The sequence below is a fragment of the Streptomyces sp. NPDC093600 genome, from assembly GCF_044764755.1.
Classification (GTDB): domain Bacteria; phylum Actinomycetota; class Actinomycetes; order Streptomycetales; family Streptomycetaceae; genus Streptomyces.
Map to the genome: position 1 here is coordinate 204,307 of NZ_JBIWIU010000005.1, position 26,274 is coordinate 230,580.

A 26,274-nucleotide genomic window follows, 5' to 3' on the forward strand; every position below is an offset into this window, starting at 1 on the left:
TCGCCGTTGCCCGAGGATATTCGGGTTTGCACGACGGAAGGCACCACCCCCTCATGAGCACGGCGACAACTCCACAGGACACCTCTCCCCAGAACACCTCGCGCGCCACCACGCCGAGCGGCGGGGCCGACGGTGAGCGACACGGCGGGCAGGGCGGGGACCAGGGCGACAGGCACGCCCGGCGCTTCGGACTGCCCATCGCGACGGCCCTGGTCATGGGCAACATCATCGGCGGCGGAATCTTCCTCCTGCCCGCCTCCGTCGCCCCCTACGGCACCATCAGCCTCGTCGCCTTCGGCGTCCTCACCCTGGGAGCGATCGCCCTCGCCCTGGTCTTCGGGCGGCTCGCCCGGCGCCACCCGCGGACCGGCGGCCCGTACGTCTACGCCCGCGAGGCGTTCGGCGACTTCGCCGGGTTCCTGGCCGCCTGGTCGTACTGGATCACCACCTGGGTCTCCAACGCGGCCCTCGCCGTCGCCGCCGTCGGCTACCTCGACGTCCTGATCCCCGTCCACGAGTCGAAGGCCGCCACCATCGCGGCGGCCCTCACCCTCCAGTGGCTGCCCGCCCTCGCCAACCTCGCGGGCACCCGCTACGTCGGCGCGGTGCAGCTCGTGGCGACCGTCCTGAAGTTCGTCCCGCTCCTGGTCGTCGCCGTCGGCGGACTGTTCTTCTTCGACAGCGCCAACCTCGGGCCCTTCCTCGCCGACGGCGACAGCGCGCTCGGCGCCGTCTCCGCCTCCGCGGCGATCCTGCTCTTCTCCTACCTCGGCGTCGAGTCGGCCGCCGTCAGCGCGGGCGAGGTCCGCGACGCACGCCGCAACGTCGGCCGCGCCACCGTCCTCGGCACGCTCGGCGCCGCCGCCATCTATCTCCTCGGCACGCTCTCCGTCTTCGGCACCGTCGCCCACGACCGGCTCGTCGACTCCGGCGCACCCTTCTCCGACGCCGTGAACGCGATGTTCGGCGGCTCGTGGGGCGGGACGGCGATCGCCTGCATGGCGCTGGTCTCCATGGTCGGCGCGCTCAACGGCTGGACGCTGCTCAGCGCCCAGACCCCGTACGCCGCCGCCCGGGACGGCCTCTTCCCGAAGGTCTTCGCGCACAAGCGGCGCGGAGTCCCGACGGTCGGTGTCGTCGTGACCGTCGTCCTGGCGTCGCTCCTCACGGTGTACAACTACACGGCCGACACGAAGGGCGTCTTCGAGATCCTGGTCCTGGTCACCACCTTCACGGCCACTGTCCCGTACCTGCTCTCCACCGCCGCCCAGATCTACTTCCTCCTCTCCGGCCGGTCCGAGCGCGTCGACCGCGGCCGCCTGATCCGCGACGGGGTCCTGGCCGGAGCGGCCTTCGCCTTCTCCATGTGGCTGGTGGCCGGCTCCGGCTACGCCGCCGTCTACCAGGGCGTGCTGTTCCTCTTCGCGGGAGTGCTCGTCTACGCGTGGATGTCGGCCCGCAAGGCGCGCGCGGCGGCCTGAGCGCCTGTGCCGGTCCGGTGAATTCGGACGCCGCGGCGTAGGCCGCCCGAGCGGATCCGGCGCGGGGGAGGGGGCGGTGCGGCCGTACCGGGGCAGTACGGATCTCCATGAGGTCCCTGTCCGCGCTCCCCGCCACCCCGGCGGCCACCCCCAGCGCGCCCGGGCCCCTCATTGCCCGCCCCGACCGGGCCGACCCGTCGGGTCCGGCTGGCCCGCCCGGCCTGTCCTGCCCGGCTGGTCCCTCCGGCCCGGCTGATCCCTCCGACCCGTCCGGAGCGCCCGCGACGGGCGCCCCCGGGCCGACGGTCGTCACCGCCACCGCCACCGCCACCGCCACCGCCACGCCCGTTCGGCGCGGGCGGCCGTGGTGGCGCGTCGGGGTGGTCCCCGTGCTGGCCCTGCTCGTCGCGCTGTTCGGGATCTGCGGCGGGACGGCCGGGGGCGGCGGGGCCGAGGCCGGACACGCCGCTTCCGTCGTGCCCGATCCCGGCGGAGAGGCCCACGACACGGCAGAGTCCGAGGCGGCGGCGCCGGGCCGGGCCCGCTCCCGGAGCCGGGCCGCCGCCCGGCGCGGACGGCCGCCCGCCCCGCCCGCTCCCGTCCGGCGCGCATGGGCCGCCGCGTCCGTGACCCACCCGGCCCCGAGCGACCGCGCCCTGCGCTGCGTGGTGATGCGCTGCTGAGAGGCCCGTACCTCTCACCGCCCCTCACCCCCCACCGCAAGGAGCTTCACCATGCCCGTCGACCCCTTCGCCGTGCTCAACGCCCTGCTGCGCGCCGAGGCCGCCCGCGAGGAACGCCCCGCCCGCGCCACCGAACCGGAACCGGAACGCGCGCCCAGCCGGGAGACCCCGACCGCCCCCGCCGGGAAGGAGAGGCACGTCACCCGCTGACCGACCCGACGCCGAGGACGGGCCCGGCGGGGGTCACGCTCCGCCGGGCCGGTGGACGGCGGAGCCGCCGGTGGTGATCGAGGGGCAACCGAGTCGGCAGGGGCCTGCGGGGGTAGGGCCATGATGTGAGCTATGTGAACCCCGGCGGGGCGTACTCCCGTGACAGCCGCTACATCACCACCCGGATCACCGCCGACGGGCGGGACGGCTTCCCCGTGGAGCCGGGGCGCTACCGCCTGGTGGTCAGCCGGGCCTGCCCCTGGGCCGGCCGGGCGGTCATCGTGCGGCGGCTCCTCGGGCTTGAGGACGCTCTGTCCATGGCCGTCGCGGGCCCGACGCACGACGAGCGCAGCTGGACGTTCGACCTGGACCCTGGCGGCCGTGACAGCGTGCTCGGCATCGAGCGGCTCCAGGACGCCTACCTCGCCCGCGACCCCGGCTACGACCGGGGCGTCACGGTGCCGGCGATCGTCGACGTGCCGACCGGGAAGGTGGTGACCAACGACTTCGCGCAGATCACCCTCGACCTGTCGACGCAGTGGCGGGCGTACCACCGCGAAGGGGCTCCGGCGCTCTACCCGGAAGCGCTGCGCGCCGAGATCGACGCGGTGAACGAGGCGGTCTACCGGGACGTGAACAACGGCGTCTACCGCGCGGGGTTCGCCGGGTCCCAGGAGGCGTACACCGAGGCGTTCACCCGCCTCTTCGACCGTCTCGACCGGCTCTCGGAGCGGCTCGAGACCTCCCGGTACCTCGTCGGCGACACGATCACCGAGGCGGACGTACGACTCTTCACCACGCTCGTCCGCTTCGACGCCGTCTACCACGGTCACTTCAAGTGCAACCGGCAGAAGCTGGCCGAGATGCCGGTCCTGTGGGCCTACGCGCGGGACCTCTTCCAGACTCCCGGATTCGGTGACACGGTCGACTTCGACCACATCAAGCGGCACTACCACCTGGTCCACCGGGACATCAACCCGACCGGGATCGTCCCGGCGGGACCGGACCTGTCGGGCTGGCTCACCCCACACGGCCGCGCGGCGCTGGGCGGCCGGCCCTTCGCGACGGCACCCCGCCCGGTCCGCCCGCGGCCGGGGAAGAGGTACCGCCGGACCACACACCGCCGCACGACTGAGCGTCGCCTCCGCACACCGGCGTGAGTCGCGTCTCATCGCGGGCCGCGCCGCTTGTGTATGCAACTCGTTGCATACGAAGATCGGGGCATGGCACTCGAACACGCGATCCTCGTGTCGCTGCTGGAGAAGCCGGGCTCCGGCTATGAGCTGGCCCGGCGGTTCGAGCGGTCCATCGGCTACTTCTGGACCGCCACCCACCAGCAGATCTACCGCGTGCTCAAGCGCATGGAGGCCGAGGGCTGGGTGGACGTCCGGGAGGTGCCGCAGCAGGGCCGCCCGGACAAGAAGGAGTACTCCGTCGCCCCCCTCGGGCGGGACGCCCTGTCCCAGTGGCTGCACGAGCCGATCGAACCCGAGAGCGTCCGCCACGACCTCGCCGTGAAGATCCGCGGCGCGGCTTTCGACGACCCGGCCGCGCTGATCCGCGAGGTCGAGCGGCACCAGCAGGCGCACACCGACCGGCTCGCCCGGTATCTCGCCGGAGAGCTGCGGGACTTCACGGGAGCGCACGCCCCGGCGCACACCGGGACGCCCGACGCGGGACGGGAGCTCCAGCACGTGGTGCTGCGCGGCGGCATCGCGTACGAGCGGATGATGCTCACCTGGCTCGACGACGTCCTGGCCACGCTCCGACGGCTCGGCCCGCCCGAGCGATGAGCCGGCCGGGGGGCCGCCCCGCGCAATCTCCCGCACTCCTCGAAGCCTGCCCGACCCGACTCGGTCCCGACTCGGACCGACTCGATTCGAGCCGATTCGACCTGACTGATTTCGAACGCGACGACCCGACGCCGGAAAGGCGGACCACCATGACCGACCCGCTGCTGTTCAACCCTCGTACCTACGACCCGGCGCACTTCGACCCCGAGACCCGCCGGCTGCTGCGCGCCACCGTCGACTGGTTCGAGGACCGCGGCAAGCGCCGGCTGATCGAGGACTACCGTTCCCGTGCCTGGCTGGGTGACTTCCTGGCCTTCGCCGCCAAGGAAGGGCTGTTCGCGACCTTCCTCACCCCCGCCTCCGCCGCCGGCGAAGCGGGCGACAAGCGCTGGGACACCGCCCGGATCGCGGCCCTGAACGAGATCTTCGGCTTCTACGGGCTCGACTACTGGTACGCCTGGCAGGTGACCATCCTCGGCCTGGGGCCGGTGTGGCAGAGCGACAACGCCGCCGCCCGCGCCCGCGCCGCCGATCTCCTCTCGCAGGGCGAGGTGTTCGCCTTCGGCCTCTCCGAGAAGGCCCACGGCGCCGACATCTACTCCACCGACATGCTTCTGGAGCCCGACGGCCAGGGCGGTTTCCGTGCCACCGGCTCCAAGTACTACATCGGCAACGGCAACGCCGCCGGACTCGTCTCCGTCTTCGGCCGCCGCACCGACGTCGAAGGACCGGACGGGTACGTCTTCTTCGCCGCCGACAGCCGCCACGAGGCCTACCACCTGGTGAAGAACGTCGTCGACTCCTCCAAGTACGTCAGCGAGTTCCGGCTGGAGGACTACCCCGTGGGGCCGGAGGACGTCCTGCACACGGGCCGCGCCGCCTTCGACGCCGCGCTCAACACCGTCAACGTCGGCAAGTTCAACCTCTGCACCGCCTCGATCGGCATCTGCGAGCACGCGATGTACGAGGCCGTCACCCACGCGCACCAGCGGATCCTCTACGGCCGGCCCGTCACCGCCTTCCCGCACGTGCGCCGCGAGCTGACCGACGCCTACGTCCGCCTCGTCGGCATGAAGCTGTTCAGCGACCGCGCCGTCGACTACTTCCGCTCCGCCGGCCCCGACGACCGTCGCTACCTCCTCTTCAACCCGATGACGAAGATGAAGGTGACCACGGAGGGCGAGAAGGTCATCGACCTGATGTGGGACGTCATCGCGGCCAAGGGGTTCGAGAAGGACAACTACTTCGCACAGGCCGCGATCGAGATCCGGGGACTGCCCAAGCTGGAGGGCACGGTCCACGTCAACCTCGCGCTCATCCTGAAGTTCATGCGCAACCACCTGCTGAACCCGGCCGAGTACGCGCCCGTGCCCACCCGGCTCGACGCGGCCGACGACACCTTCCTCTTCCAGCAGGGACCGGCCCGCGGCCTGGGCTCCGTACGCTTCCACGACTGGCGCCCCGCCTACGACGCGTACGCCGAGATCCCCAACGTCAGCCGCTTCCGCGAGCAGGCGGACGCCCTGTGCGAGTTCGTCACCACGGCCGCGCCCGACGAGGAGCAGAGCCGGGACCTCGACCTGCTCCTCGCGGTCGGCCAGCTCTTCGCGCTCGTCGTCCACGGCCAGCTGATCCTGGAGCAGGCGCGTCTGACCGGACTGGACGCGGACGTCCTGGACGAGCTGTTCGCCGTCCTCGTACGCGACTTCTCCGCGCACGCCGTCGAGCTCCACGGCAAGGACTCCGCCACCGCCGAGCAGCAGCGCTGGGCCCTGGACGCGGTCCGCCGCCCCGTCGTCGACGAGGCCCGCTCGGGCCGCGTGTGGGAGCGCGTCGAGGCGCTCGCCGGGGCGTACGAAATGGGGCAGTGACCGTCGTGTGACCGCCGTCCCAGGTCATGACCCAGGCCCCGGCCGCTGAAGGGCCGGGGCCTGGGGGCGGGGGCTACCGCAGGACGGCTCCGGCCCGCATGGCCAGGAAGTTCGCCTTGTACGCGTCGTGCGCCGCCGCCCCCGCCACGCGGATGAGGGCCTCGTCGTTCTCGCGCAGGGACGAGACGTCCAGGTTGTGCGAGCCGGTGAAGGTCCACTTCGTGTCCCTGTGGCCCGCGTAGTTGCCCTCGACGAGCAGGTACTTCGAGTGGACGAAGTAGCCATCGGCGTCGAGGTGGTAGGGCTTGATCCTGGGATGCCCCTGCAGGGTCGCGAGGTCGTTGGAGTCCTTGTAGACGACCTCGATCCAGCAGCTCTGGTCGGCGAGGGAGCGCAGTTTGGCGGCGATCGCGTCCCGGTGCAGGGCCCAGGCGGCGATCCTCACGATGGTCTTGTGGGAGGCCGTGCCGACGGTCGTGTTCCCGGTGCAGATGACGTTGTCGAGGAACCCGAGCACGATGTCCCCGCTCCGCTGCGGGAAGAAGTAGTACTTGGCGTCGCCGGCCTCGCCCTGCCGGTAGTAGTCGCTCGTCTTGCTCATGGCGGCGAGATCGTTGAAGTAGCCGGTGTACGCCGTGTACAGGGCGGTGTTGCCGACGACGGTGTACGCGTTGTTCCACTGCCGGGTGGTGGCCGAGGCCGTCTGGTTGGCGGAGCTCTGGATCACCACGTCCTCGGCGACTCCCGCGTCACCGACCCGGGAGAAGGTGAAGAACTTGTTGTGGTTGATCGGGTTCGTGCCGCCCGTCGCGATGCACGCGCCGCCGCTGGTGCAGACCCGGACCCAGGAGGGCTGGGTCCTGTCGGTGCCGAGAGCGTTGATGAGGCTCTGCGCGGGCGCCGGGTTCGGAGCCTCGACGGACTTGTGGTCCAGGACGACACGCACGTTGACGCCCCGGCGGTGCGCCGCCACGAGGGCGTCGGCGTAGTCCTGGTCCTGCATGACGTAGAGGGCGGCCCGCAGCGTGCGTCCGCCCTGGGTGCTGTCGATCGCCCCGATGATGTGGTCCTTGACCGCGTTCTGTTCGGCCACCGTCCCCTTCGGGTTGTTGAAGACGGCTCCGGTGACGACCGGCGGAGCCTCAGCGGCGGTGGAGCCGGCGGCGGGCGCGATCGCGGTGAACAGGAGGGCGAGGGCGACCGACACGGTCGCCCAGGAGCGCTGGCGGATGATTCCTCCTCGGCTGGTGGATGGCATGAGGGTGGCATGAGCCTGCCATGGACCGCCGGTGGCCCGTTTGACAGACTGCGCCTCTCTCGGCGGAAAACGCCGGAAGTACACCGAGGAGCGGCAGCGTTGAGCGTCACCATCGAAGGACGGATAGACCTCGCGGGACCGGTGGGCAAACTGCTCCACCGGCGCCCGCTGAAGAACGGCACGGTCATGCAGTCGTTCGGCTTCGACCCCGTGTCGGGCGACATCTTCGTCACCCAGCTGATGGGGGGTGGGATCCAGCTGCCCGGCGAGAGCGAGCCGCTCAGTTACGCCGTTCGCAACGAGCACGGCGACCTGTGCGTCACCCGGCTGAACCGGTCCGGCACGATCACCGGGCACATGTACCTGCGCGGCTTCGGGCACGGCGTCGCCATCGGCGTGGAGAACCGGGCCGGGGTCGTCCATCTGTGGACCGAGACCGCGTCCCAGCCCAACAGCAAGAAGCAGGGGTTCGGAACGGCGGTCACCCACTTCGAGTTCCGCTCGGGCACCGTCCTGGACCACGGCTCCCCGCTGCACGCCACCCCCTACCGGCCCGCGCCCGGCGCGGAGTTCGTCACCTGCACGATCGACCGCGGCGCCGACGAGCTCGTGGTCCGCTTCACCGTCGGGGACAAGAGCTACTTCGAGCGGTACGACCTGGCCAAGGCGTCGGCCGGCGTGTGGGAACCGATCCAGCGCATCCCGCACCCCGACCAGAACGGCTGGTTCCAGGGCTACACCTCCCACGACGGCGTCCTGTACATGCTCTCGGGCATGCCCATCGACCCCGTCCACCACCCCCAGAACCCGCCGCCGGGCAACACCTATCTGACCGCCGTCGCCTGGAGCACCGGCGCCATCCTGGAACAGCGGCTCTGCGTGGCAGCGCCCGGGCTCGCCTTCCGTGAGCCCGAGGGCATGACCGTCGCGCTGCGCGACGGCGTGCCGCACCTCTACTTCGGCTTCGCCGGAGAGCTGGAGGGCCCGCGCACCTGCACCATCATGTTCCTCTCCGGGGCGCCGGAGGTCGACGGCGTGAAGGTGCTCACGGACTGGCAGCCGCTCACCCTGGCCGCCGGTGTCACCGCCGACCAGAACGCTCCCCAGGGCCGGTTGATCTCCCTCGCCGGTACGACGACGCTCCAGCTCAGCGGCGGTGTCAAGGGCTCCTTCGCCACGGGAACCGTCATCGCCACGCTGCCGGACACGCTCACCCCGACCATGACCGCGCGCGCCCCCGTGCCCCGTAACAACACCGGCGGTGTGTGCGTCGCCCGCGTCGAGGCGAGCACGGACCGGCAGCTGCGGGTCTACGGCGGCACCGGCGACAACGTCATCACCTGGGCACAGCTGGACAGTTTCAGCGCCGTCTGGCGCTGACCCCCAGCCTCTTCTCTCCCCTGTCTTCTCACGCCTTGTCAAGGAGTCGATCCACCATGTCGCAGAACCGCCGCAGCCTTCTCGGTGCCGCTCTCGCCCTGCCCGCCGCCCTGACCGTGGGAGGCCTGGCCACCGCCGCCCCGGCGGCCGCCGCCACCGGGGGTGTGGAGGCAGGTGAGTGGGCCGACCTCGTGCTTGAGCCCGGCATCACCCCGCAGACCGGCGCCACCCCGCAGGTCCGCATCCTCACCCTCGCCGGCACCACCTACCTCCAGGCCCGCGGCGTCTTCAGCTGCAACCTCACCACCGACACCAAGGTGGCGACGCTCCCGGCCGGCCTCACCCCGACCTGGTACACGCGCGCCGCCGCGCCCCGCAACAACTCCCAGGGCATCAACGCCTGCCGCTTCGAGATCAGCCCCGCAGGCTCGGTGACCATCTTCGGCGCCAACACCGGCAACCCGATCACCTGGGTCCAGCTCGACTCCGTCCAGACCATCTGGCGCTGAGACCCCATTACCTGGGACGTCATCGACCCCCGCCGCCTGGGGCGGCATCGTGGTGTCCACCGGAGCTCGGGCGGCGCACTCCGCCCGAGCTCCGGCGCCACCACCACCAGCGCGAACGCATCCCACGGAGGGTGATCCGTCATGTCCCAGGCCCTGCTCGCCGGTCTCTCCCGCACCACCCGCCCGCACTCCATGGTGCGCCGCTTCCTCGCCCTCGACGCCGCGGTCACCGGCGCCAACGGCCTCGCCTATCTCGCCGCCTCCCAGCCGCTGGGGGAGCTGCTCGGAGTCGACTCGGCGCTCCTGCTCGGACTCGGCCTCTTCCTCACCGCGTTCGCCGCGGGCGTCGCCTGGCTGGCGAGCCGCCGGCAGCCCCCGGCCCTCGGCGTGAAACTCGTCGTCGACGCCAACATCATCTGGGCCGTGCTCAGCGTCGTCGCCCTCTTCACCTGGCTGGAGCCCACCACCGCGGGGGTGGTGTGGACCCCGTTGCAGGCCGCCACCGTCGCCGGCTTCGCCGCACTGCAGTGGTCGGCCCTGCGGTCCGCGGCGTAGGGCTACCGCGTAGGCCCCGGCGCCGGCAGCGACCGCAGATACGCGACCGTCTCCGGGTCGGCCGGGAGGAACGTCTCGATGGCCAGCTCGGCGACCGTCACGTCCATCGGCGTGTTGAACGTCGAGATCGACGACACGAACGACAGCACCCGCCCGTCGTGCTCGATCCGCATCGGCAGCGCGAAGTACGGGTACGGCTCCGGGTCCTCCCGGTCCTCCGGGTCCCCGGCCCCCTCCGGCAGCGGGTACGCCGCCACCTCCTCGTACAGGGTGCGCAGCGCCTCCGAGCGGGCCAGGCCGATCTGCCGCTCCATCTGGTCCAGCAGATGCCCCCGCCACTCCCGCAGGTTCCGGATCCGCGGGGCGAGACCCTCCGGGTGGAGCGTGATCCGCATCGCGTTCATCGGCGGGGTCAGCAGGTGCTCCGGAAGCCCGGCCATCAGCAGCCCGATGCCCTGATTGGCCGCCACCACCGTGTACGAGCCGTCCACCACGAGCGCCGGATACGGGTCGTAGCCCGCGAGCAGCCGGCCGATCCCCTCCCGCAGCGTCTCCAGGCGCGGCCCGTCGAGCGCCGACTCCGTGAACCGGGGGGCGTAACCCGCCGCGAGCAGCAGCGCGTTGCGCTCCCGTACCGGCACCTCCAGATGGTCGGCGAGACGCAGGATCATCTCCTCGCTCGGCCGGGAACGGCCCGTCTCGATGAACGAGATGTGCCGGGCCGAGGAATCGGCCCTCAGCGCGAGCTCCAACTGGCTCAGCCGCCTCTGCTCGCGCCAGCCCCGCAGAAGCGGTCCTACGCCCGTGTCGGTCGCGAGAGTTGTCATGGTCAGACGGTAACGCAGGTGTCGGCCCGGGTATCGAGTCCCCGGGACCGTATCGTCACCGTCAGCAACCCCGACCGGAGGGAGTACGGACATGCCCACAGAGCCGCTGTCGCAGAAGGAGATCGAGGACCGGCTGCGAGAGCTCCCCGGCTGGTCCCTGACGGACGACCGGATCACCCGCACCTACCGCCTCGGCGACCACTTCGCGGCCACCGCCATGGTCGTCCATGTGGCCCAGATCCAGCAGGAACTCGACCACCACTCCGACCTGACGCTCGGCTACAACACCGTCGCCGTCTCCGTGCAGACGCACTCCGCCGGAGGCGCGGTGACCGAGAAGGACTTCGAGCTGGCCGAGCGCGTGCAGGCGATCGCGCCGACCCACGGGGCCGACTGACGGCCCGTGGCGTCGCCACACACCGGTCAGGCGCTCCAGGCCGCCCCCGCCGCGAAGGCGGTGAAGTCGCGCGGGTCGCGGCAGGACGCGCTTCACCCCGTCCGTCACCGACGCGTTGTTGGCCGTCGAACAGCACCGTGAAGAGCGCCGACAGCCGGCGCGCCTCGGGCTCCGGGAGCCCGAACTCCGCGAGCAGCGCCGCGTACGCGTCCTCGCCCATCGGGACGTACGCCCCTCCCGGCCCGACGCGCCGGAGATCTCCGCCGCCGCCTCCGCGAACGTCAGCAGCCGAGGGCCGGTCACCTCGTGCACCAGGCCCGCGTGACCGTCCTGGACCAATGTCTCGACATCCACGTCGATGAACGGCTCGGGCATCGCGCCCGCCGGGGACGCGAGCGTGCCCGCCGCGACCCCCTCGGCCAGGGCGCCCTCGCTGACGTTCTGGGCGAAGAACGCGGCGTGTACGACGGCCAACTCGGCGCCCGAGGCACGCAGCGCCTCCTCGGCCCGGACCGCCTCCGGCCCGCCGCGGCCGGACAGCAGCGTCAGCCGCCCCGCCCTGCGCCACGGCGAGCTCACGGGCCCGGCCCGCACGGTCGCGCCGCGCGATGCGAGGCGCTCGGCCACGCGCCGCCCGCTCGCCAGGTCGGCTACAGCAGCGCTTTCGCGCTCAGCGCCTCCTTCCGGCGGGTACGGGGAGTCAGCCCGCGCGAGCACCGAGGAACGGGGTGAATTCTTTGCCGGAACGGCAACAATTCTCGCGTTTCCAGCCGCTTCGCCGCACGCTGTCGTCATGAGCCGACACTCTCACCACCACCACGACAGCACCTCTCCCGACTGGGCCGAGATGGCGACGCTCCTGGAGCGCCAGGCCGAGGTCGAAAGCCCCCTCTACACCGAGGCGGCCCGCTGGCTCGGCACCCTCGTCCCGCCGGTCGGCGTCCGCCGGATCCTGGACGTGGGCAGCGGGCCGGGCGTCATCACCACGCTCCTCGCGGAGGCCTTCCCGGACGCCGAGGCCGTCGCCGTCGACGGCACCCCGCAGCTCCTGGAGCGTGCGGCGGCCCGCGCCGAGTCCCGCCGGCTCGGCCACCGCGTCTCCACCCTGCTCGCCGAACTCCCCCAGGACATCGACCGGTTGGGTGAGGCGGACCTCATCTGGGCCGGCAACTCCCTGCACCACATCGGCGACCAGCGGGCCGCGCTCGCCTCCTTCGCCGCCCGGCTGCGTCCCGGCGGCCTCATGGTCCTCGTCGAGGGCGGACTGCCCGGCCGTCACCTGCCGTGGAACCAGGGCATCGGCCGCCCGGGCCTGGAGGCCCGGCTCGACGCGCTGAACGCCGATCGGTTCGGCCGGATGCGGGCGGAGCTGCCCGACTCCACGGACGAGATCGACGACTGGCGCGCCCTCCTCACCGCCGCCGGCCTGACCCCGGCCGGCACCCGCACCTTCCTGGCCGACACCCCCGCCCCTGTCTCCCCGGTCGTCCGGGAGCAGATCCTCGTCCACTTCGAGCGTCAGCGCAGCGTCGACGACGACCACCTCGCGGCCGACGACCGGAAGGCCCTGGACCGGCTCCTCGACCCCTCCGAGCCGCTGTCCCTGCACCACCGCGACGACCTGTTCCGGCTCACCGCCCGCACGATCCACACGGCGCGCAAGGGCTAGGGTCTGTCGTTCGGGTCAGGCCGGCGAACCGCTCACCGCGCGTACTCCTCGTCCGTCGTCCTGTGGAAGGCGCGCCGGTAGGCGGCCGGGGAGATCCCGACCAGGGCGCGCATGTGCTGGCGCAGCGAATTGCCGCTGCCGAAGCCGGTCCGGTCCGCGATGTGATCCACCGTCAGGTCGCTGGTCTCCAGCAACTGCTTGGCGAGCTCGACCCGTTGGGCGGTCAGCCACTGCCCCGGTGTCGTCCCCGCCTCGTCGCGGAAGCGGCGGGTGAAGGTCCGTACGCTCATCCCGGCGTGCGCCGCGAGCTCGGCCAGGGGCAGCGGCCGGTCCAGGCGCCGCAGAGCCCAGGCGCGGGTCGGCGCGGTGGTGGCCGAGGACGGCCCGGGGACGGGCCGCTCGATGTACTGCGCCTGCCCCCCGTCCCGCCACGGCGGGACGACACAGCGCCGGGCGACCTGGTTGGCCGTGGCGCTGCCGTGGTCCCGCCGCACCAGGTGAAGGCAGAGGTCGACCCCGGCCGCCGCCCCCGCCGAGGTCAGTACGTCACCGTCGTCCACGAACAGGACGTTCTCGTCGAGCCGGACGCGCGGGAAGAGCGACCGGAAATGGGCGGCCTCGTTCCAGTGGGTGGTGGCGCGCCGGCCGTCGAGCAGACCGGCGGCGGCGAGGGCGTACGCGCCCGTGCAGATGGAGACGGTCCGCGCACCGGGCCCGATCCGCTCGAGCGCCGACGTCAGCTCGGCGCCCAGCGAGCCGTCCTCCGCGCGTATGCGCAGCTCGTGCGTCGGCGGAACGACGACGGTGCCGGCCTCCGCGAGGATCTCCGGGCCGTGCGCGGCGGTGATCGAGAAGCCGTCGGACGTGCGGACCGGGCCGCCGTCGAGCGCGCAGACGCGCACGTCGTAGAGGGGCGAGCCGTCCTCGGTGAGGGCGGAGCCGAAGATCCGGGACGCGATCCCCAGCTCGAAGGGGATCACACCGTCCAGGGCGAGGACGGCGACCCGGTGAGGCGGCGGGACGGAAGGCGGCGGCATGGCCGGATTCTGTCACATCATGGCCTGCTGGCCAGTACGAGAGCGGTGCCATCTCCCCGAGGCTGGTCGATGCCGGGAACGCACCGGCATCCCTCGCACAGGAGCACCCCCTCATGAACGACATGCCCACCGCCGCCCCGGCCACCATGCGCGCGGTCACCGCCACCCAGTGGGGCGGTCCCGAGGTCCTCGCCGAGGCCCGCGTGGCCCGCCCCGCACCCGGCCCGACCGAGATCCTCGTCCGCGTCCACGCGGCCGGTCTCAATCCGGTCGACTGGAAGTCCCGCGCCACCGGCGGCTTCGGTATGTGGGACGAGACCCCGGTCCTGGGCTACGACGTCTCCGGCGTCGTCGAGGCCGTCGGACTCGGCGTCACCCTCTACGCGCCCGGTGACGAGGTCTTCGGCATGCCCGCGTTCCCGCGCCAGGCGGGCGGTTACGGCGAGTACGTCACCGGCCCGGCCCGCCACTTCGCCCGCAAGCCCGCCGCCCTCTCCCACGTCGAGGCCGCGGCGCTGCCGCTGGCCGGGCTCACCGCCTGGCAGGCGCTGACAGGGACCGCCGAACTCCGCGCCGGGCAGCGGGTCCTGGTCCACGCGGCGGCGGGCGGCGTCGGCCACCTCGCCGTCCAGATCGCCAAGGCCCGCGGCGCGTACGTCATCGGCACGGCCAGCGCCGCCAAGCACGGCTTCCTGCGCGCGTTGGGCGTCGATGAGCCGCTCGACTACACGACGACCGACTTCGCCGAGGTCGTACGGGACGTGGACATCGTCCTCGACTGCTACGGCGGCGACTACGGCACCCGCTCGCTGCGGGTGCTCCGCGACGGCGGCACGCTGGTGACACTGCCGTCGCCCGACGCCGTTCCGCCGGTGACGGAGCGCGGCATCCGCACCGGCTTCACCCTCGTCGAGCCGGACTACGCCGGCCTGCTCGGCCTGGTGGAGCTGGTGGAGACGGGACGGCTTCGCCCCGAGGTCGACACGGTGCTGCCGCTGGCGGAGGCGGCGAAGGCGCACGAGCTGGGGGAGTCGGGCCGCACGCGCGGAAAGATCGTCCTCACCGTCGTCCGAACGCGACCCGAGCCATCGGCGGGCGGGGCCGCCCAGCACGGGGAAGCGGGTGCCGGGCGGCCGTAGCCGAGCCGGCACCCGCTTCGCCCGCTGACGCGGCGCGGCTCAGGCGCCGAGGTTGAACTCGGCGGGGTTCGGGCCGAGGCGCCGCTCCTCGTCGAGGACGGCGATCGCGGCCATGTCCTCGTCGTCCAGGACGAAGCCGAACACGTCGATGTTCTCCCGGATACGGGACGGGGTCACCGACTTGGGAATGACCACGTTTCCGATCTGCAGATGCCAGCGCAGCACCACCTGGGCCGGGGTGCGGCCGTGCTTCTGGGCGATCGCGACGATCGCCGGAACCTCCAGGAGGCCCTTGCCCTGCCCCAGCGGCGACCACGCCTCGGTCGCGATGCCGTGCGCGGCGTGCGCAGCCCGGGAGGCCCGCTGCTGCAGATGCGGGTGGAGCTCGATCTGGTTCACGGCGGGCACGACCGAGGTCTCCCCGATCAGCCGCTCCAGGTGCTCGGGGAGGAAGTTCGAGACACCGATGGCCCGGGCTCGGCCGTCGGCCTGGATCTTCTCGATCGCCCTGTACGTGTCGACATAGGCGTCCTTGGCCGGGACCGGCCAGTGGATCAGGTACAGGTCGACGTAGTCGAGGCCCAGCCTGTCGAGCGAGGCGTCGAAGGCGCGCAGGGTCGAGTCGTAACCCTGCTCGGTGTTCCACAGCTTGGTGGTGACGAACAGCTCGTCGCGCGGGATCCCCGAACCGGCGACGGCCCGGCCGGTGCCCGTCTCGTTCTCGTAGATAGCGGCCGTGTCGATGGAGCGGTAGCCGGCCTCCAGGGCCGTGGTCACCGCCGTCGCCGCCTCGTCGTCCGGCACCTGCCAGACGCCGAAGCCGAGCTGGGGCATCTGCACGCCGTTGTTCAGGGTGAGGGAAGGGACCTTGTTGTCCGTGCTCACGTGCGGTCGATCCTAACGTCGTCGGGGTGGTACTCCCAGGGTCAACGATCGGGGACCGGATCGCATTCCGCACGACCGCCCGGCGCGTCGACCGGGGATCAGCCGTACAGGGCCTCGACCTCCGCCGCGTACGCCTTCTCGATCGCCCTGCGCTTCAGCTTCAGCGACGGGGTGAGCAGGCCGTGCTCCTCGCTGAACGGGTGCGCCAGGATCCGGAACGTACGGATCGACTCGGCCTGCGAGACCAGGGTGTTGGCCGCCACCACCGCCCGCCGGATCTCCGTCTCCAGGCTCGGGTCCCGCACCAGCTCGGCCGGTGGCAGCGGCATCCGCCCCTGCATCGCCAGCCAGTGCTCGACGGCCTCCTGATCCACCGTCACCAGCGCCGCGATGTACGGCCGGTCGTTGCCCACCACGATGCACTGGGCGATCAGCGGATGGGCTCGCACCCGCTCCTCCAGAGCGGTCGGCGAGACGCTCTTGCCGTTCGACGTCACCAGGATCTCCTTCTTCCGCCCGGTGATCGTCAGATAGCCGTCCTCGTCGAGCGCCCCCAGATCCCCCGTGGCCAGCCAGCCGTCGTTGAGTACGGCGGCGGTGGCCTCCGGATCGTTCAGATACCCGGAGAAGATCTGGCCGCCGTGCAGCCACACCTCCCCGTCCTCCGCGATGTGCACCGTCGTCCCCGGGATCGGCTGGCCGACCGTGCCGTACTTCACACGCCCGGGCGGGTTGGCGGTGGCCGCCGCCGAGGACTCGGTGAGGCCGTACCCCTCGAAGACCGTCACCCCCGCGCCCTCGAAGAACAGCCCCAGCCGGCGGTCCATCGCCGAACCGCCCGACATCGCGTGCCGGACCCGCCCGCCCATGGCCTCGCGGACCTTCCCGTACACGACCTTCTCGAAGAACTGGTGCCGCACCCGCAGCGCCGCCGAGGGCCCGGGACCCAGCCCGAACGCCTTGTGCTCCAGAGCCTCGGCGTACGCGACCGCCACCTCCACGGCCTTCTCGAAGGGGCCCGCCTTTCCGTCGCCCTCCGCCTTGCGACGGGCCGCCTGGAACACCTTCTCGAAGACGTACGGGACCGCCAGGATGAACGTCGGCCGGAACGACGCCAGGTCGGGCAGCAGCGCGGACGCCGTGAGGGCCGGCTGATGACCCAGCTTCACCCCGGTCCGCACCGCCGCGACCTCCACCATCCGCCCGAACACATGGGCGAGGGGCAGGAAGAGCAGCGTCGACGCCTCGTCCCCCGGCTTGGAGTGGAACACCGGCTCCCAGCGGCCGACCAGCATGTCGGTCTCGAACATGAAGTGGGAGTGCGTGATCACGCAGCCCTTGGGGCGGCCGGTGGTGCCCGAGGTGTAGATGATCGTGGCGATGGACTCCGGTGTCACCGCCCGCCGGTGCCGGTGCACCACGTCCTCGTCGATCGCCGCCCCCGCCTCGACCAGCTCCGCGACCGCGCCCCGGCCGGCGTCCAGCTGCCACAGCCGCTGGAGCCGCGGCAGCCGGTCGACCACCGATCCGATGGTCATCGCATGGTCCTCGTGCTCCACCACGCACGCCGTGACCTCGGCGTCGTGGAGCATCCAGTAGACCTGGTCGGCGGAGGACGTGGGGTAGATCGGCACGGGCTGCGCCCCCAGGGTCCACAGCGCGAAGTCGAAGAGCGTCCATTCGTAGCGGGTCCTGGCCATGATGGCGACCCGGTCGCCGAACCGCACACCGTGCGCGATCAGACCTTTGGCGAGGGCGAGCACCTCGTCCCTGAACTGCGCGGAGGTCACGTCCCGCCACTGCCCCCACGCGTCCTTGCGGCCGAAGGCGACGTGGGCCGGAGTCTGCTCGGCGCGGTCGAACACGGCGTCCGCCAGGCCGCCGATCTGAGGCGCCGCCTCGACGGGCGGCACGGTGAACTCGCGCAAAGACTGCTCCTCGACCGCTCGTTGTCGCGCTCCGTACGGCGCGGGTGACGGTACCCCACTCGACAGGGCGGAGGGAGTGGGTTCACCAAGTCGGGACATGGGGCATACGCACAGGTCAGGCCTGGAAAGGGGAGCATGCGGCGGAGGTGTGCCGCCCGTTACTGACTGACGGGTAAGCAGGCGGACCGGGAATCTCCACGGAATCTGTACGGACCGATCACGGGCGCGCGCTGCTTGTTGCCACGGGCACAAGCGGAGCCGCGTCTTCAGCGCGGCCGGTGAAGCCGGTCGCCACCCGCCAGGATCGCCGCGGCCAAGGCGTCCGCCGCCTCCTGGGCCGCCCCCCGCCGCCGCCCCTTGCGCAGCACGAAGTCGACCTCGCCGAGCTCCGGCAGCCCGGCCCGCGCGGGCACCCGGCTCAGCTCCGGCGGGACCAGCCCACGGGTGTGGGCCATCACGCCGAGCCCCGCCCGCGCCGCCGCGATGTTGCCGCTCAGACTCGTGCTCGTACAGGCGATCCGCCACGCCCGCCCCTGCGCCTCCAGGGCCTCCAGCGCCCGCGCCCGGGTGATGCCGGGCGGCGGGAAGACGATCAGCGGGACCGGCCGGTCCGGGTCGAGGCGCAGCTGCGGCGAGCCGATCCAGACCAGCGTGTCCTGCCAGACCAGCTCGCCCCCGCTCTCGTCGGCGCGCCGCTTGGCGAGGATCAGATCCAGCCGCCCCGCTTCCAGCCGGGCGTTCAGGGTGCCCGACAGCCCGACCGTCAGCTCCAGATCCACCTCTGGGTGCTCGCTCCGGAAGGACTGGAGGATCTCCGGCAACCGGGTCACCACGAAGTCCTCCGAGGCGCCGAAGCGCAGCCGCCCCCGCAGTCGCGTCCCGGTGAAGAAGGCCGCCGCCCGCTCGTGCGCCTGCAGGATCGTGCGGGCGAAGCCGAGCATCGCCTCACCGTCCTCCGTCAGCTCGACGCTGTGCGTGTCCCGGGAGAACAGCGGACGGCCGGTGGCATCCTCAAGGCGTCGCACGTGCTGGCTCACGGTCGACTGGCGCAGCCCGAGCCGGCGCGCGGCCTGCGTGAAACTCAGTGTCTGGGCGACCGCGAGAAACGTACGGAGCTGGGACGGGTCGTACACGAGCCCGAGGCTATCGCGGAACGTGATGACAGTCAGAGCGCTGTACGGGATTCCCGATCTCCGAGCCCGGGAGCAGGATGGGGAGGACACGACCGCCGTCCGAGCGCACACGACCCCCGTCCGAGAGCACACCGCCCCCGTCCGAGAGCAGCAGTGGAGCACATGAGCAGCCGTACGACCCTTCTGCCGTCCTGGCTGCCGATCGACCCGTACATCCTGGCGCTCCTCGGCACGGTCGGCCTCGCGGCGCTGTTCCCGGCCTCGGGCACGGCGGCCGATGTCGCGAACGGCGCCTCCACGGCCGCCATCGCCCTGCTCTTCCTCCTCTACGGCGCCCGGCTCTCCACCCGCGAGGCCCTCGAAGGGCTGCGGCACTGGCGACTCCACCTCACCGTCCTCGCCTGCACCTTCCTGGCCTTCCCGCTTCTCGGCCTGGCGGCGAAGGGGCTCGTTCCGACGGTGCTCACGCCCGCGCTGTACAGCGGGTTCCTCTTCCTCTGCCTGGTGCCCTCCACGATCCAGTCCTCGATCGCGTTCACCTCGATCGCCCGCGGCAACGTGCCCGCCGCGATCTGCGCGGGCTCCTTCTCCTCCCTCGCCGGGATCGTGCTGACGCCGCTGCTCGCGGCCGCGCTGCTCGGCGGCGGCACGGGGGGCCTCTCCGCCGACGCGCTCCTGAGAATCGTGCTCCAGCTGCTCGTGCCGTTCGTGGCCGGCCAGCTGCTGCGCCCCTGGCTGGGCGGGCTCCTGGTCCGCCACAAGAAGGTGCTCGGCCGGGTCGACCGGGGCTCGATCCTGCTCGTCGTCTACACGGCCTTCAGCCTGGGCATGGTCGCGGGCATCTGGCAGCAGGTCACCCCGGCGCGGCTCGCGCTGCTGCTCGCGGTGGAGGCCGTGCTGCTCGCGGTGATGCTGGGGCTGAGCTGGCACGGCGCGAAGCGGCTCGGCTTCGGACGCGAGGACCGGATCGCGATCCAGTTCGCCGGTTCGAAGAAGAGCCTGGCGGCCGGGCTTCCCATGGCGAGTGTGCTGTTCGGGGCGCAGGCATCGCTCGCGGTGCTGCCGCTGATGCTCTTCCACCAGATGCAGCTGATCGTCTGCGCGGTCATCGCCAAGCGCCGCGCGCGGGACCCGGAGCGGTCCGCGACCGACCGGGCCGACGAGTCGTCCGCCGCCACGGGGGACGCCGAACGGTCCGTCGCCCTCAGCCCCCAGCCCTCCGCCACCGACCTGGACCCGGAGCGGTCCGCGACCGACCGGGCCAACGAGTCGTCCGGCGGCACCGGGGACCCCGAGTCGTCCGGCGCCACCGGGCACCCCGGGCCCGCCCGCACCACCCGGGATGGCCGGATCACCACCGGCCCCCGCCCCTGATGATCAACGGGGCGGCTACCGTGCTCCCATGCCCGCACTCGATCCCGGCCGCACCGCGCTCGTCCTCGTCGACCTGATGGAACGCATCGTCGCGCTGCCCCTCGCCCCCCGCCCCGGAACCGACGTCGTCGCCGCCGCGACCCGGCTGGCTGCGACCTTCCGGGCCGCCGGCGCCCCCGTCGTCCACATCAGGGTGGAGCGCCCCCACATCGACACCCAGCCGCCCGGCAGCGACCTCGTCCCCGGCCCCGTCCACGACGGAGACCCGGTCGTCGTCAAGCGCACCATCGGCGGATTCCAGGACACCGGACTCCACGAGCTGCTGGCCGGGCGCTCCGTCACCACCCTGGTGTTCGGCGGCATCGCCACCAATCTCGGCGTCGAGTCGACCGCGCGCGCCGCCTGCGACCTGGGCTACGACCTCGTCTTCGCCGAGGACGCCATGACGGCCTTCACCGCCGACGAGCACCACGCCTCCGTCGCCCTCGACTTCCCCCGCCTCGGCACGGTCGCCCAGGCCGCGGAGATCACCCTGGGCGGTGCCGCGTGAACCGGGTGCCGATACGTTACGGCGCCCGCCCCTGCTCCCTGGTCGTCTGCCGGGGCTGCTGCTGCGGTGACGCCCGCAAGAACCCCGGCATCGACCACGCCGGCCAGCTCGCCCGGCTCCGCGCGGCCGCCGCGGCCTCCGGCGGCCGGCTGGCCGTCCGTACCAGCGACTGCCTCGGCCCGTGCGCGCAGGCCAACGTCGTCGTGGTCCAGCCCTCCACCGAGGGCCGCCGCCGGGGCGGCCGGGCCGCCTGGATCGGCTGGACGGCGGACGACGACTGCCTCGACGACATCCTCGCCTGGACGGCCGCGGGCGGCCCCGGCCTCGCCGAACCGCCCGCCACGCTCACCCTCCAGATGATCGACCCGCCGAAGAACCAGTAGCCGTACCGACCGCAAGGGGGCGGCAGCAGCGGCCGCCGGGCCGGCCCGGGCGGCGGGCGGCGACCGGTCATCCCCGGGAGGGCGCCGCCTCGTCCAGGGCGATCCGGTGCTCGCCCGCGTACACGTTCATGTCCGGGCCGCGCAGGAAGCCGACCAGGGTCAGACCGGTCTCGGCCGCCAGGTCCACGGCCAGCGCGGACGGCGCCGACACCGCCGCGAGGAGAGGGATGCCCGCCATCACCGCCTTCTGCGCCAGCTCGAACGAGGCACGGCCCGAGACCAGCAGGATCGAGCGGCCCAGCGGCAGCCGGTCCTCGCGCAGCGCGCGGCCCACCAGCTTGTCCACCGCGTTGTGGCGGCCCACGTCCTCCCGTACGTCGACCAGCTCGCCGTCCTCGGAGAACAGCGCCGCCGCGTGCAGGCCCCCCGTCCGGTCGAACACCCGCTGCGCGGCCCGCAACCGGTCGGGGAGGCCCGCGAGGAGCTCGGGCGTGACCCGCACCGGGGGAGCGTCGGCGATCGGGAACCGCGCGGTGGTCCGTACCGCGTCCAGGCTCGCCTTCCCGCACAGCCCGCACGACGACGTCGTGTACACGTTGCGCTCCAGCGTGATGTCCGGGACGGGGACACCGGGCGCCAGCTGGACGTCCACCACGTTGTACGTGTTCGTGCCGTCGTCCTTGACGCCCGCGCAGTACACGATGTTCCGTACGTCGGAGGCCGCGCCGAGGACTCCCTCGCTCACCAGGAACCCGGCCGCGAGCGCGAAGTCGTCACCCGGCGTCCGCATGGTGATCGCGAGCGGTCTGCCGTTCAGCCGGATCTCCAGCGGCTCCTCGGCCACCAGAGTGTCCGGGCGCTCGTTCACCGCCCCCGCGCGGATGCGGACGACGCGCCGTCGCTCGGTGACCCGTCCCATAGTGACTACACCCGATTCTGTCCGTGGCGACCTCGACGGTCTCATTGTCCTGCACATGCGGGCGGAGCCGGGTCACTCGCGCAGCCTCCCTCCATGATCGGCCCCTGCCCGCCCCGCCCGCTTGCTCCGTGTTGTCACGGTCGCCCAACAGGTGCGGGTGTTTCTTGGTGGTTCACGTGCCCGGTTACCGATCAGTCGCTGGCGACACTGGGTGGTTCCTGCGTGAACCACGCGCCATCCGAACCCAAGGGGGTCCCGGGCATGACGGGCACTCGTATCGCCGCGCTCGGGCACTACCAGCCCGCCAAGGTGCTGACCAACGACGATCTGACCGCGCTGGTCGACACCAGCGACGCCTGGATCAGCAGCCGGGTCGGGATCCGGACCCGGCACATGGCGGGCCCGGACGAGCCGGTGGACGAGCTCGCCGCGCACGCGGCCGGCAAGGCGCTGGCCGGCGCCGGACTGGACCCCGCCGACATCGACCTCGTCCTCGTCGCCACCTCCACCGCGATCGACCGCTCCCCGAACATGGCCGCCCGCGTCGCCGCCCGGCTCGGCATGCCGTCACCCGCCACCATGGACCTCAACGTGGTCTGCGCCGGCTTCACCCACGCGCTCGCCACCGCCGACCACGCGGTCCGGGCGGGGGCCGCCCGCCGGGCCCTGGTCGTCGGCGCCGACAAGATGACCGCGGTGACGGACTGGACCGACCGCACCACCTGTGTCCTCGTCGGCGACGGCGCGGGCGCGGCCGTCGTCGAGGCGACGGCCGACGACGGACGGGACCCCGGCATCGGGCCGGTCCTGTGGGGCTCGGTGCCGGAGATGGGCCACGCCGTCCGCATCGAGGGAACGCCGCCGCGCTTCGCCCAGGAGGGCCAGTCCGTCTACCGGTGGGCCACGCAGCGGCTCCCCGCGCTCGCCCGCCAGACGTGCGAGCGGTCGGGGATCACGCCCGAGGAGCTCGCGGGAGTGGTGCTGCACCAGGCCAACCTGCGGATCATCGAGCCCCTCGCCGCCAAGATCGGCGCGGTCAACGCGATCGTCGCCCGAGATGTCGTCGACTCCGGCAACACCTCGGCCGCCTCCATCCCCCTCGCCCTCTCCAAGCTGGTCGAGCGCGGCGAGCTCCCGTCGGGCGCGCCGGTGCTGCTGTTCGGCTTCGGCGGGAACCTGTCGTACGCCGGGCAGGTCGTCCGCGTTCCGTAGGCGTACGACGTTCCGCAGGCGTACGCGGTGTCGCCCGGGCGCGGGCGGGACAGCCGTTCGGCGGAGCCCGGTGGCGTGGGTCCGGGGGCCGACCTAGCTTCGATCGTGGCGAGGGTTGTCTCCCGCCGCCCGCGGAGCCGGTCCGCGTGCGCCCTCGCGTGATCTGGAGGACCGTCATGCGCGCGATACGTGCCGCTCTCGCCGCCCTGCTGGCCGCCGGGGCCATCTCGCTCGGCGCGTTCCCGGTCATCGCCGACGACGGCACCGACGCCGGAACCGGTTCAAGCTCCGGTTCCGGTTCCGGCTCCGGCTCGGGCAAGGACATCACGTCGTTCGGTTTCTCCGTCTCTCCGTCGACCGTCGCCCCCGGCGGCACGGTCACCCTGATGTCCGAGGGCTGCGAGGTCCTGTCCGTCACCGTCGAGTCCGGCGTCTTCGACACCGTCACCCTCCACGAAGGCGTTCCCGGCACCGCGACGGTCGACGGGGACGCCAAGGCCGGCGCGGAGTACGAGGTCACGTTCGACTGCGCGGGCGAGCGGGGCACCACTCCGCTCACCATCACCGAGGGACCCGGCGGCCACTCCTCGGGCGGCCACTCCACCGGCGTCGACACCCCCGCCGACACGCACACCGATTCCGGCGCGCAGAAGGGTGTCAGGGCCGGCTTCGGTGGTGCCTCCGGCGAACTCGGTACGGCCGAGGTGGTCACGGGCTCCGCGCTGATCGCGGGCGCTCTCGGTGGCGGTCTCCTTCTGCTGCGCCGCCCCGCCCGGGACGGCCACACCTGAACCTGAACCAGACACCAGGGGTACGGAAACGGCCCCTCCGCCCCCGGGGTGACGAGGCCCGGGACGCGGAGGGGCGCCACCGCGCACAAGGAAGCCACGGCAGTCAGGGCAGACACGGAGCCGGGAGCCACGGGAAAGAGCGGTCGTGCAGGGGTCGAACGGTACGAGCAGGCGCGGCGCGTGGGGCGTCGTGGTCATCGTCCTGCTCGTCGGGGTGCATCTGGTGCGCGGCGGAACGGAGGAGTGGCGCGCCGGCGGCCCCCCTCGGCCCTCCGCCGCGTCCGCCCCCGACCACGCCGGCCTCGCCGCCGGCCGAGCCCCCCGGAACGACGCCCGGAACGACGCCACCGACACCCTTCCTGTCCCCGGACCGTTGCCCGCCTCGCGCCCCGAACGCGTCCGCGTGCCCTCCGTACGTGTCGACGCGCCCCTCAAGGAGGTCGGCCTCGACGCCGAGGGCTGGATCGACACCCCGGCGGCGTACGAGAAGAACCTCGCCGGCTGGTTCGGCGGCGCCGTCACCCCGGGCGAGAAGGGCACCGCCGTGGTCGTCGGCCATGTCGACACTCCGGACGGGCGAGCCGTCTTCTTCCGCCTCGGTGCCCTGGACAAGGGAGAACGCGTCGAGATCGTTCGTGCGGACGGCAGGACCGCCGTCTTCTCGGTCTACGGCGTCGAGGTCGTGCCCAAGGACCGCTTCCCGGCCGAGCGGATCTACCGGAACACCGCCAGCCCCGAGCTGCGCCTGATCACCTGCGGCGGCGCGTTCTCGCAGCGCACCGGCTACGCGGACAACATCGTCGTCTCCGCCCGCCTCGTCGACGTCCGCTGACCGGGCCCCACGTCTTTGTCCTCGGTCAGGAAAAAGTCGCACCGATTGCTGCGCGACTTCTTCCCCCTCCAGGACACCACTGCTACGTTCCCCTTCCACAGCACGGCGCAAGGCCCGACGGCTTCGACAGGGGAGGGGCGCGTGAGACGCATGACGGCACGACCTGCCAACGCGCATCAGGCGCGATTGCTCCGACTGCTGCGCGACGGAGGACCCAACTCCCGTGCGCAGCTCGGCGATCAGATCGATCTCTCCCGCTCCAAGCTCGCCGTCGAGGTCGACCGGCTCCTCGACACCGGACTCGTCGTCGCCGACGGCCTCGCCGCCTCACGCGGCGGACGCCGCTCGCACAACATCCGCCTCGCCCCCGAACTCCGCTTCCTCGGCATCGACATCGGCGCCACGTCCATCGATGTCGCCGTCACCAACGCCGAGTTGGAGGTGCTCGGGCATCTCAACCACCCGATGGACGTCCGCGAAGGCCCCGTCGCCGTCTTCGAGCAGGCCCTGTCGATGGCGGCCAAGCTGCGCGCCTCCGGGCTCGCCGAGGGCTTCGACGGCGCCGGCATCGGCGTCCCCGGTCCCGTCCGCTTCCCCGAGGGCGTCCCGGTCGCGCCGCCGATCATGCCCGGCTGGGACGGCTTCCCGGTCCGGGAGGCGCTCAGCCAGGAACTCGGCTGCCCCGTCATGGTCGACAACGACGTGAACCTGATGGCCATGGGGGAGCAGCACGCGGGAGTCGCCCGCTCGGTCGGCGACTTCCTCTGCATCAAGATCGGTACGGGTATCGGCTGCGGCATCGTCGTCGGCGGTCACGTCTACCGCGGTACGACGGGCAGCGCCGGCGACATCGGCCACATCCAGGTCGAACCGGACGGCCGCCCCTGTGCGTGCGGCAACAAGGGCTGCCTGGAGGCCCACTTCAGCGGCGCCGCCCTGGCCCGCGACGCCGAGGACGCGGCCCGCGCGGGCCGGTCGGACGAGCTCGCCGGACGCCTCGCGGCGGCCGGCCGGCTCACCGCCGTGGACGTCGCCGCGGCGGCGGCCGCGGGGGACGCCACCGCGCTCGCCCTCATCCGCGAGGGCGGCAACCGGGTCGGGCAGGTCATCGCCGGACTCGTCAGCTTCTTCAATCCCGGTCTGGTGGTGATCGGCGGCGGGGTCACCGGCCTCGGTCACAACCTCCTCGCCAGTGTCCGCACCCAGGTCTACCGGCAGTCCCTCCCGCTGGCCACCGGCAACCTCCCCATCGTGCTGGGCGAGCTGGGCCCGGCGGCGGGAGTGACCGGCGCGGTCCGCCTCATCAGCGACCACCTCTTCTCCCCGGCGTAAGCCGAACGCCCGCCGAGCCGGACCCCACCGGCCCGCCCCCCGCACAAGGGCCGCACCCCCACCGGCCCACCCCACCCCACCGGCCCCACCATCAGCCCACCCACTCAGGCGCCACCCGCACCCGCC

Annotated in this window: 26 protein-coding genes and 2 pseudogenes; 21 read left to right on the forward strand and 7 right to left on the reverse strand. The window is 72.5% G+C overall.

Features of this window, described 5'->3' with window-relative positions:
• Positions 1 to 53 precede the first annotated feature (53 nt).
• The 6 genes and pseudogenes from ACIRB4_RS15665 to ACIRB4_RS15690 all read left to right on the forward strand — a co-directional run bounded on the left by ACIRB4_RS15665 (position 54) and on the right by ACIRB4_RS15690 (position 6,038).
• Entirely contained in the window at positions 54 to 1,481 is a 1,428-nt protein-coding gene (locus ACIRB4_RS15665; protein ID WP_403291539.1) for an amino acid permease, read from the forward strand.
• A 107-nt stretch (positions 1,482 to 1,588) separates the two neighbouring features.
• A complete protein-coding gene (locus ACIRB4_RS15670) occupies positions 1,589 to 2,164 on the forward strand; it encodes a hypothetical protein (protein ID WP_403291541.1) in 576 nt (191 codons plus the stop codon).
• 51 nt (positions 2,165 to 2,215) lie between these two features.
• Positions 2,216 to 2,374: a hypothetical protein gene (locus ACIRB4_RS15675; protein ID WP_403291542.1), complete on the forward strand. Its 159-nt coding sequence runs from the start codon at positions 2,216 to 2,218 to the stop codon at positions 2,372 to 2,374.
• 134 nt (positions 2,375 to 2,508) lie between these two features.
• A pseudogene (locus ACIRB4_RS15680) lies at positions 2,509 to 3,509 on the forward strand (glutathione S-transferase family protein).
• Positions 3,510 to 3,597: 88 nt separating this feature from the next.
• Entirely contained in the window at positions 3,598 to 4,167 is a 570-nt protein-coding gene (locus ACIRB4_RS15685) for a PadR family transcriptional regulator (RefSeq protein WP_403291544.1), read from the forward strand.
• Between the two features lie 149 nt (positions 4,168 to 4,316).
• Positions 4,317 to 6,038 (forward strand): acyl-CoA dehydrogenase family protein, encoded by a 1,722-nt coding sequence (locus tag ACIRB4_RS15690; protein ID WP_403291546.1) that lies wholly within the window; start codon positions 4,317 to 4,319, stop codon positions 6,036 to 6,038.
• Positions 6,039 to 6,111: 73 nt separating this feature from the next.
• On the opposite strand, the gene ACIRB4_RS15695 is transcribed toward ACIRB4_RS15690, so the two are convergent.
• Positions 6,112 to 7,296, reverse strand: a complete 1,185-nt coding sequence (locus ACIRB4_RS15695) for a phosphatidylserine/phosphatidylglycerophosphate/cardiolipin synthase family protein (RefSeq protein WP_403291547.1) — start codon at positions 7,294 to 7,296, stop codon at positions 6,112 to 6,114.
• A 99-nt stretch (positions 7,297 to 7,395) separates the two neighbouring features.
• Here ACIRB4_RS15695 and ACIRB4_RS15700 point away from each other — a divergent pair, with 99 nt between their 5' ends.
• The 3 genes from ACIRB4_RS15700 to ACIRB4_RS15710 all read left to right on the forward strand — a co-directional run bounded on the left by ACIRB4_RS15700 (position 7,396) and on the right by ACIRB4_RS15710 (position 9,740).
• On the forward strand, positions 7,396 to 8,676 hold the full coding sequence (locus tag ACIRB4_RS15700) for a hypothetical protein (protein ID WP_403291549.1): 1,281 nt from the start codon (positions 7,396 to 7,398) through the stop codon (positions 8,674 to 8,676).
• Positions 8,677 to 8,732: 56 nt separating this feature from the next.
• Positions 8,733 to 9,185 carry a hypothetical protein gene (locus ACIRB4_RS15705; RefSeq protein WP_403291550.1) on the forward strand — a complete coding sequence of 151 codons (453 nt, stop codon included), beginning with the start codon at positions 8,733 to 8,735 and terminating at the stop codon, positions 9,183 to 9,185.
• A 141-nt stretch (positions 9,186 to 9,326) separates the two neighbouring features.
• Positions 9,327 to 9,740, forward strand: a complete 414-nt coding sequence (locus ACIRB4_RS15710; protein WP_403291552.1) for a hypothetical protein — start codon at positions 9,327 to 9,329, stop codon at positions 9,738 to 9,740.
• Positions 9,741 to 9,742: 2 nt separating this feature from the next.
• Here the strand turns inward: ACIRB4_RS15710 and ACIRB4_RS15715 are convergent, their stop codons facing one another.
• Entirely contained in the window at positions 9,743 to 10,567 is an 825-nt protein-coding gene (locus tag ACIRB4_RS15715; protein WP_403291553.1) for a helix-turn-helix domain-containing protein, read from the reverse strand.
• 91 nt (positions 10,568 to 10,658) lie between these two features.
• On the opposite strand from ACIRB4_RS15715, the gene ACIRB4_RS15720 reads away from it, so the two are divergent.
• From ACIRB4_RS15720 to ACIRB4_RS15735, 4 genes and pseudogenes are all read left to right on the forward strand, one after another.
• Positions 10,659 to 10,964 (forward strand): 4a-hydroxytetrahydrobiopterin dehydratase, encoded by a 306-nt coding sequence (locus ACIRB4_RS15720; protein ID WP_403291555.1) that lies wholly within the window; start codon positions 10,659 to 10,661, stop codon positions 10,962 to 10,964.
• 118 nt (positions 10,965 to 11,082) lie between these two features.
• Positions 11,083 to 11,289 (forward strand): hypothetical protein, encoded by a 207-nt coding sequence (locus ACIRB4_RS15725; protein WP_403291557.1) that lies wholly within the window; start codon positions 11,083 to 11,085, stop codon positions 11,287 to 11,289.
• Positions 11,290 to 11,600: 311 nt separating this feature from the next.
• A pseudogene (locus tag ACIRB4_RS15730) lies at positions 11,601 to 11,696 on the forward strand (AraC family transcriptional regulator); the annotation flags it as partial.
• 61 nt (positions 11,697 to 11,757) lie between these two features.
• A complete protein-coding gene (locus ACIRB4_RS15735; RefSeq protein WP_403291558.1) occupies positions 11,758 to 12,633 on the forward strand; it encodes a class I SAM-dependent methyltransferase in 876 nt (291 codons plus the stop codon).
• 32 nt (positions 12,634 to 12,665) lie between these two features.
• On the opposite strand, the gene ACIRB4_RS15740 is transcribed toward ACIRB4_RS15735, so the two are convergent.
• Entirely contained in the window at positions 12,666 to 13,670 is a 1,005-nt protein-coding gene (locus tag ACIRB4_RS15740) for a GlxA family transcriptional regulator (RefSeq protein WP_403291560.1), read from the reverse strand.
• A gap of 113 nt (positions 13,671 to 13,783) precedes the next feature.
• On the opposite strand from ACIRB4_RS15740, the gene ACIRB4_RS15745 reads away from it, so the two are divergent.
• Positions 13,784 to 14,809, forward strand: coding sequence for an NADP-dependent oxidoreductase (locus ACIRB4_RS15745; RefSeq protein WP_403291562.1), 1,026 nt, complete (start codon positions 13,784 to 13,786; stop codon positions 14,807 to 14,809).
• Positions 14,810 to 14,848: 39 nt separating this feature from the next.
• Here the strand turns inward: ACIRB4_RS15745 and ACIRB4_RS15750 are convergent, their stop codons facing one another.
• From ACIRB4_RS15750 to ACIRB4_RS15760, 3 genes are all read right to left on the reverse strand, one after another.
• Entirely contained in the window at positions 14,849 to 15,643 is a 795-nt protein-coding gene (locus tag ACIRB4_RS15750; RefSeq protein ID WP_403291853.1) for an aldo/keto reductase, read from the reverse strand.
• A gap of 149 nt (positions 15,644 to 15,792) precedes the next feature.
• Positions 15,793 to 17,622, reverse strand: coding sequence for an AMP-dependent synthetase/ligase (locus tag ACIRB4_RS15755; protein ID WP_403291564.1), 1,830 nt, complete (start codon positions 17,620 to 17,622; stop codon positions 15,793 to 15,795).
• A 266-nt stretch (positions 17,623 to 17,888) separates the two neighbouring features.
• A complete protein-coding gene (locus ACIRB4_RS15760; RefSeq protein ID WP_403291566.1) occupies positions 17,889 to 18,755 on the reverse strand; it encodes a LysR substrate-binding domain-containing protein in 867 nt (288 codons plus the stop codon).
• A gap of 162 nt (positions 18,756 to 18,917) precedes the next feature.
• Between ACIRB4_RS15760 and ACIRB4_RS15765 the strand changes: the two genes are divergently transcribed.
• The 3 genes from ACIRB4_RS15765 to ACIRB4_RS15775 are packed head-to-tail and all read left to right on the forward strand — an operon-like array spanning position 18,918 to position 21,062.
• Positions 18,918 to 20,129, forward strand: coding sequence for a bile acid:sodium symporter family protein (locus ACIRB4_RS15765; RefSeq protein ID WP_403291567.1), 1,212 nt, complete (start codon positions 18,918 to 18,920; stop codon positions 20,127 to 20,129).
• 28 nt (positions 20,130 to 20,157) lie between these two features.
• A complete protein-coding gene (locus ACIRB4_RS15770) occupies positions 20,158 to 20,679 on the forward strand; it encodes an isochorismatase family protein (RefSeq protein ID WP_403291568.1) in 522 nt (173 codons plus the stop codon).
• Positions 20,676 to 21,062, forward strand: a complete 387-nt coding sequence (locus tag ACIRB4_RS15775; RefSeq protein ID WP_403291569.1) for a (2Fe-2S) ferredoxin domain-containing protein — start codon at positions 20,676 to 20,678, stop codon at positions 21,060 to 21,062. The genes ACIRB4_RS15770 and ACIRB4_RS15775 overlap by 4 nt, the downstream gene beginning before the upstream one ends.
• A gap of 67 nt (positions 21,063 to 21,129) precedes the next feature.
• Here ACIRB4_RS15775 and fdhD read toward each other — a convergent pair whose 3' ends face one another.
• Complete coding sequence (fdhD, locus tag ACIRB4_RS15780; protein WP_403291570.1) at positions 21,130 to 21,981, reverse strand: formate dehydrogenase accessory sulfurtransferase FdhD; 852 nt, start codon at positions 21,979 to 21,981, stop codon at positions 21,130 to 21,132.
• Between the two features lie 261 nt (positions 21,982 to 22,242).
• Between fdhD and ACIRB4_RS15785 the strand changes: the two genes are divergently transcribed.
• The 4 genes from ACIRB4_RS15785 (at position 22,243) to ACIRB4_RS15800 (ending at position 26,148) form a co-directional block, all read left to right on the forward strand.
• Positions 22,243 to 23,193: a beta-ketoacyl-ACP synthase III gene (locus ACIRB4_RS15785; protein ID WP_403291572.1), complete on the forward strand. Its 951-nt coding sequence runs from the start codon at positions 22,243 to 22,245 to the stop codon at positions 23,191 to 23,193.
• Positions 23,194 to 23,369: 176 nt separating this feature from the next.
• Positions 23,370 to 23,984, forward strand: coding sequence for a hypothetical protein (locus ACIRB4_RS15790; protein ID WP_403291574.1), 615 nt, complete (start codon positions 23,370 to 23,372; stop codon positions 23,982 to 23,984).
• A 145-nt stretch (positions 23,985 to 24,129) separates the two neighbouring features.
• Positions 24,130 to 24,816, forward strand: a complete 687-nt coding sequence (locus ACIRB4_RS15795; RefSeq protein WP_403291576.1) for a class F sortase — start codon at positions 24,130 to 24,132, stop codon at positions 24,814 to 24,816.
• Positions 24,817 to 24,966: 150 nt separating this feature from the next.
• Complete coding sequence (locus tag ACIRB4_RS15800; RefSeq protein WP_403291578.1) at positions 24,967 to 26,148, forward strand: ROK family protein; 1,182 nt, start codon at positions 24,967 to 24,969, stop codon at positions 26,146 to 26,148.
• The last annotated feature ends 126 nt before the right edge of the window (positions 26,149 to 26,274 follow it).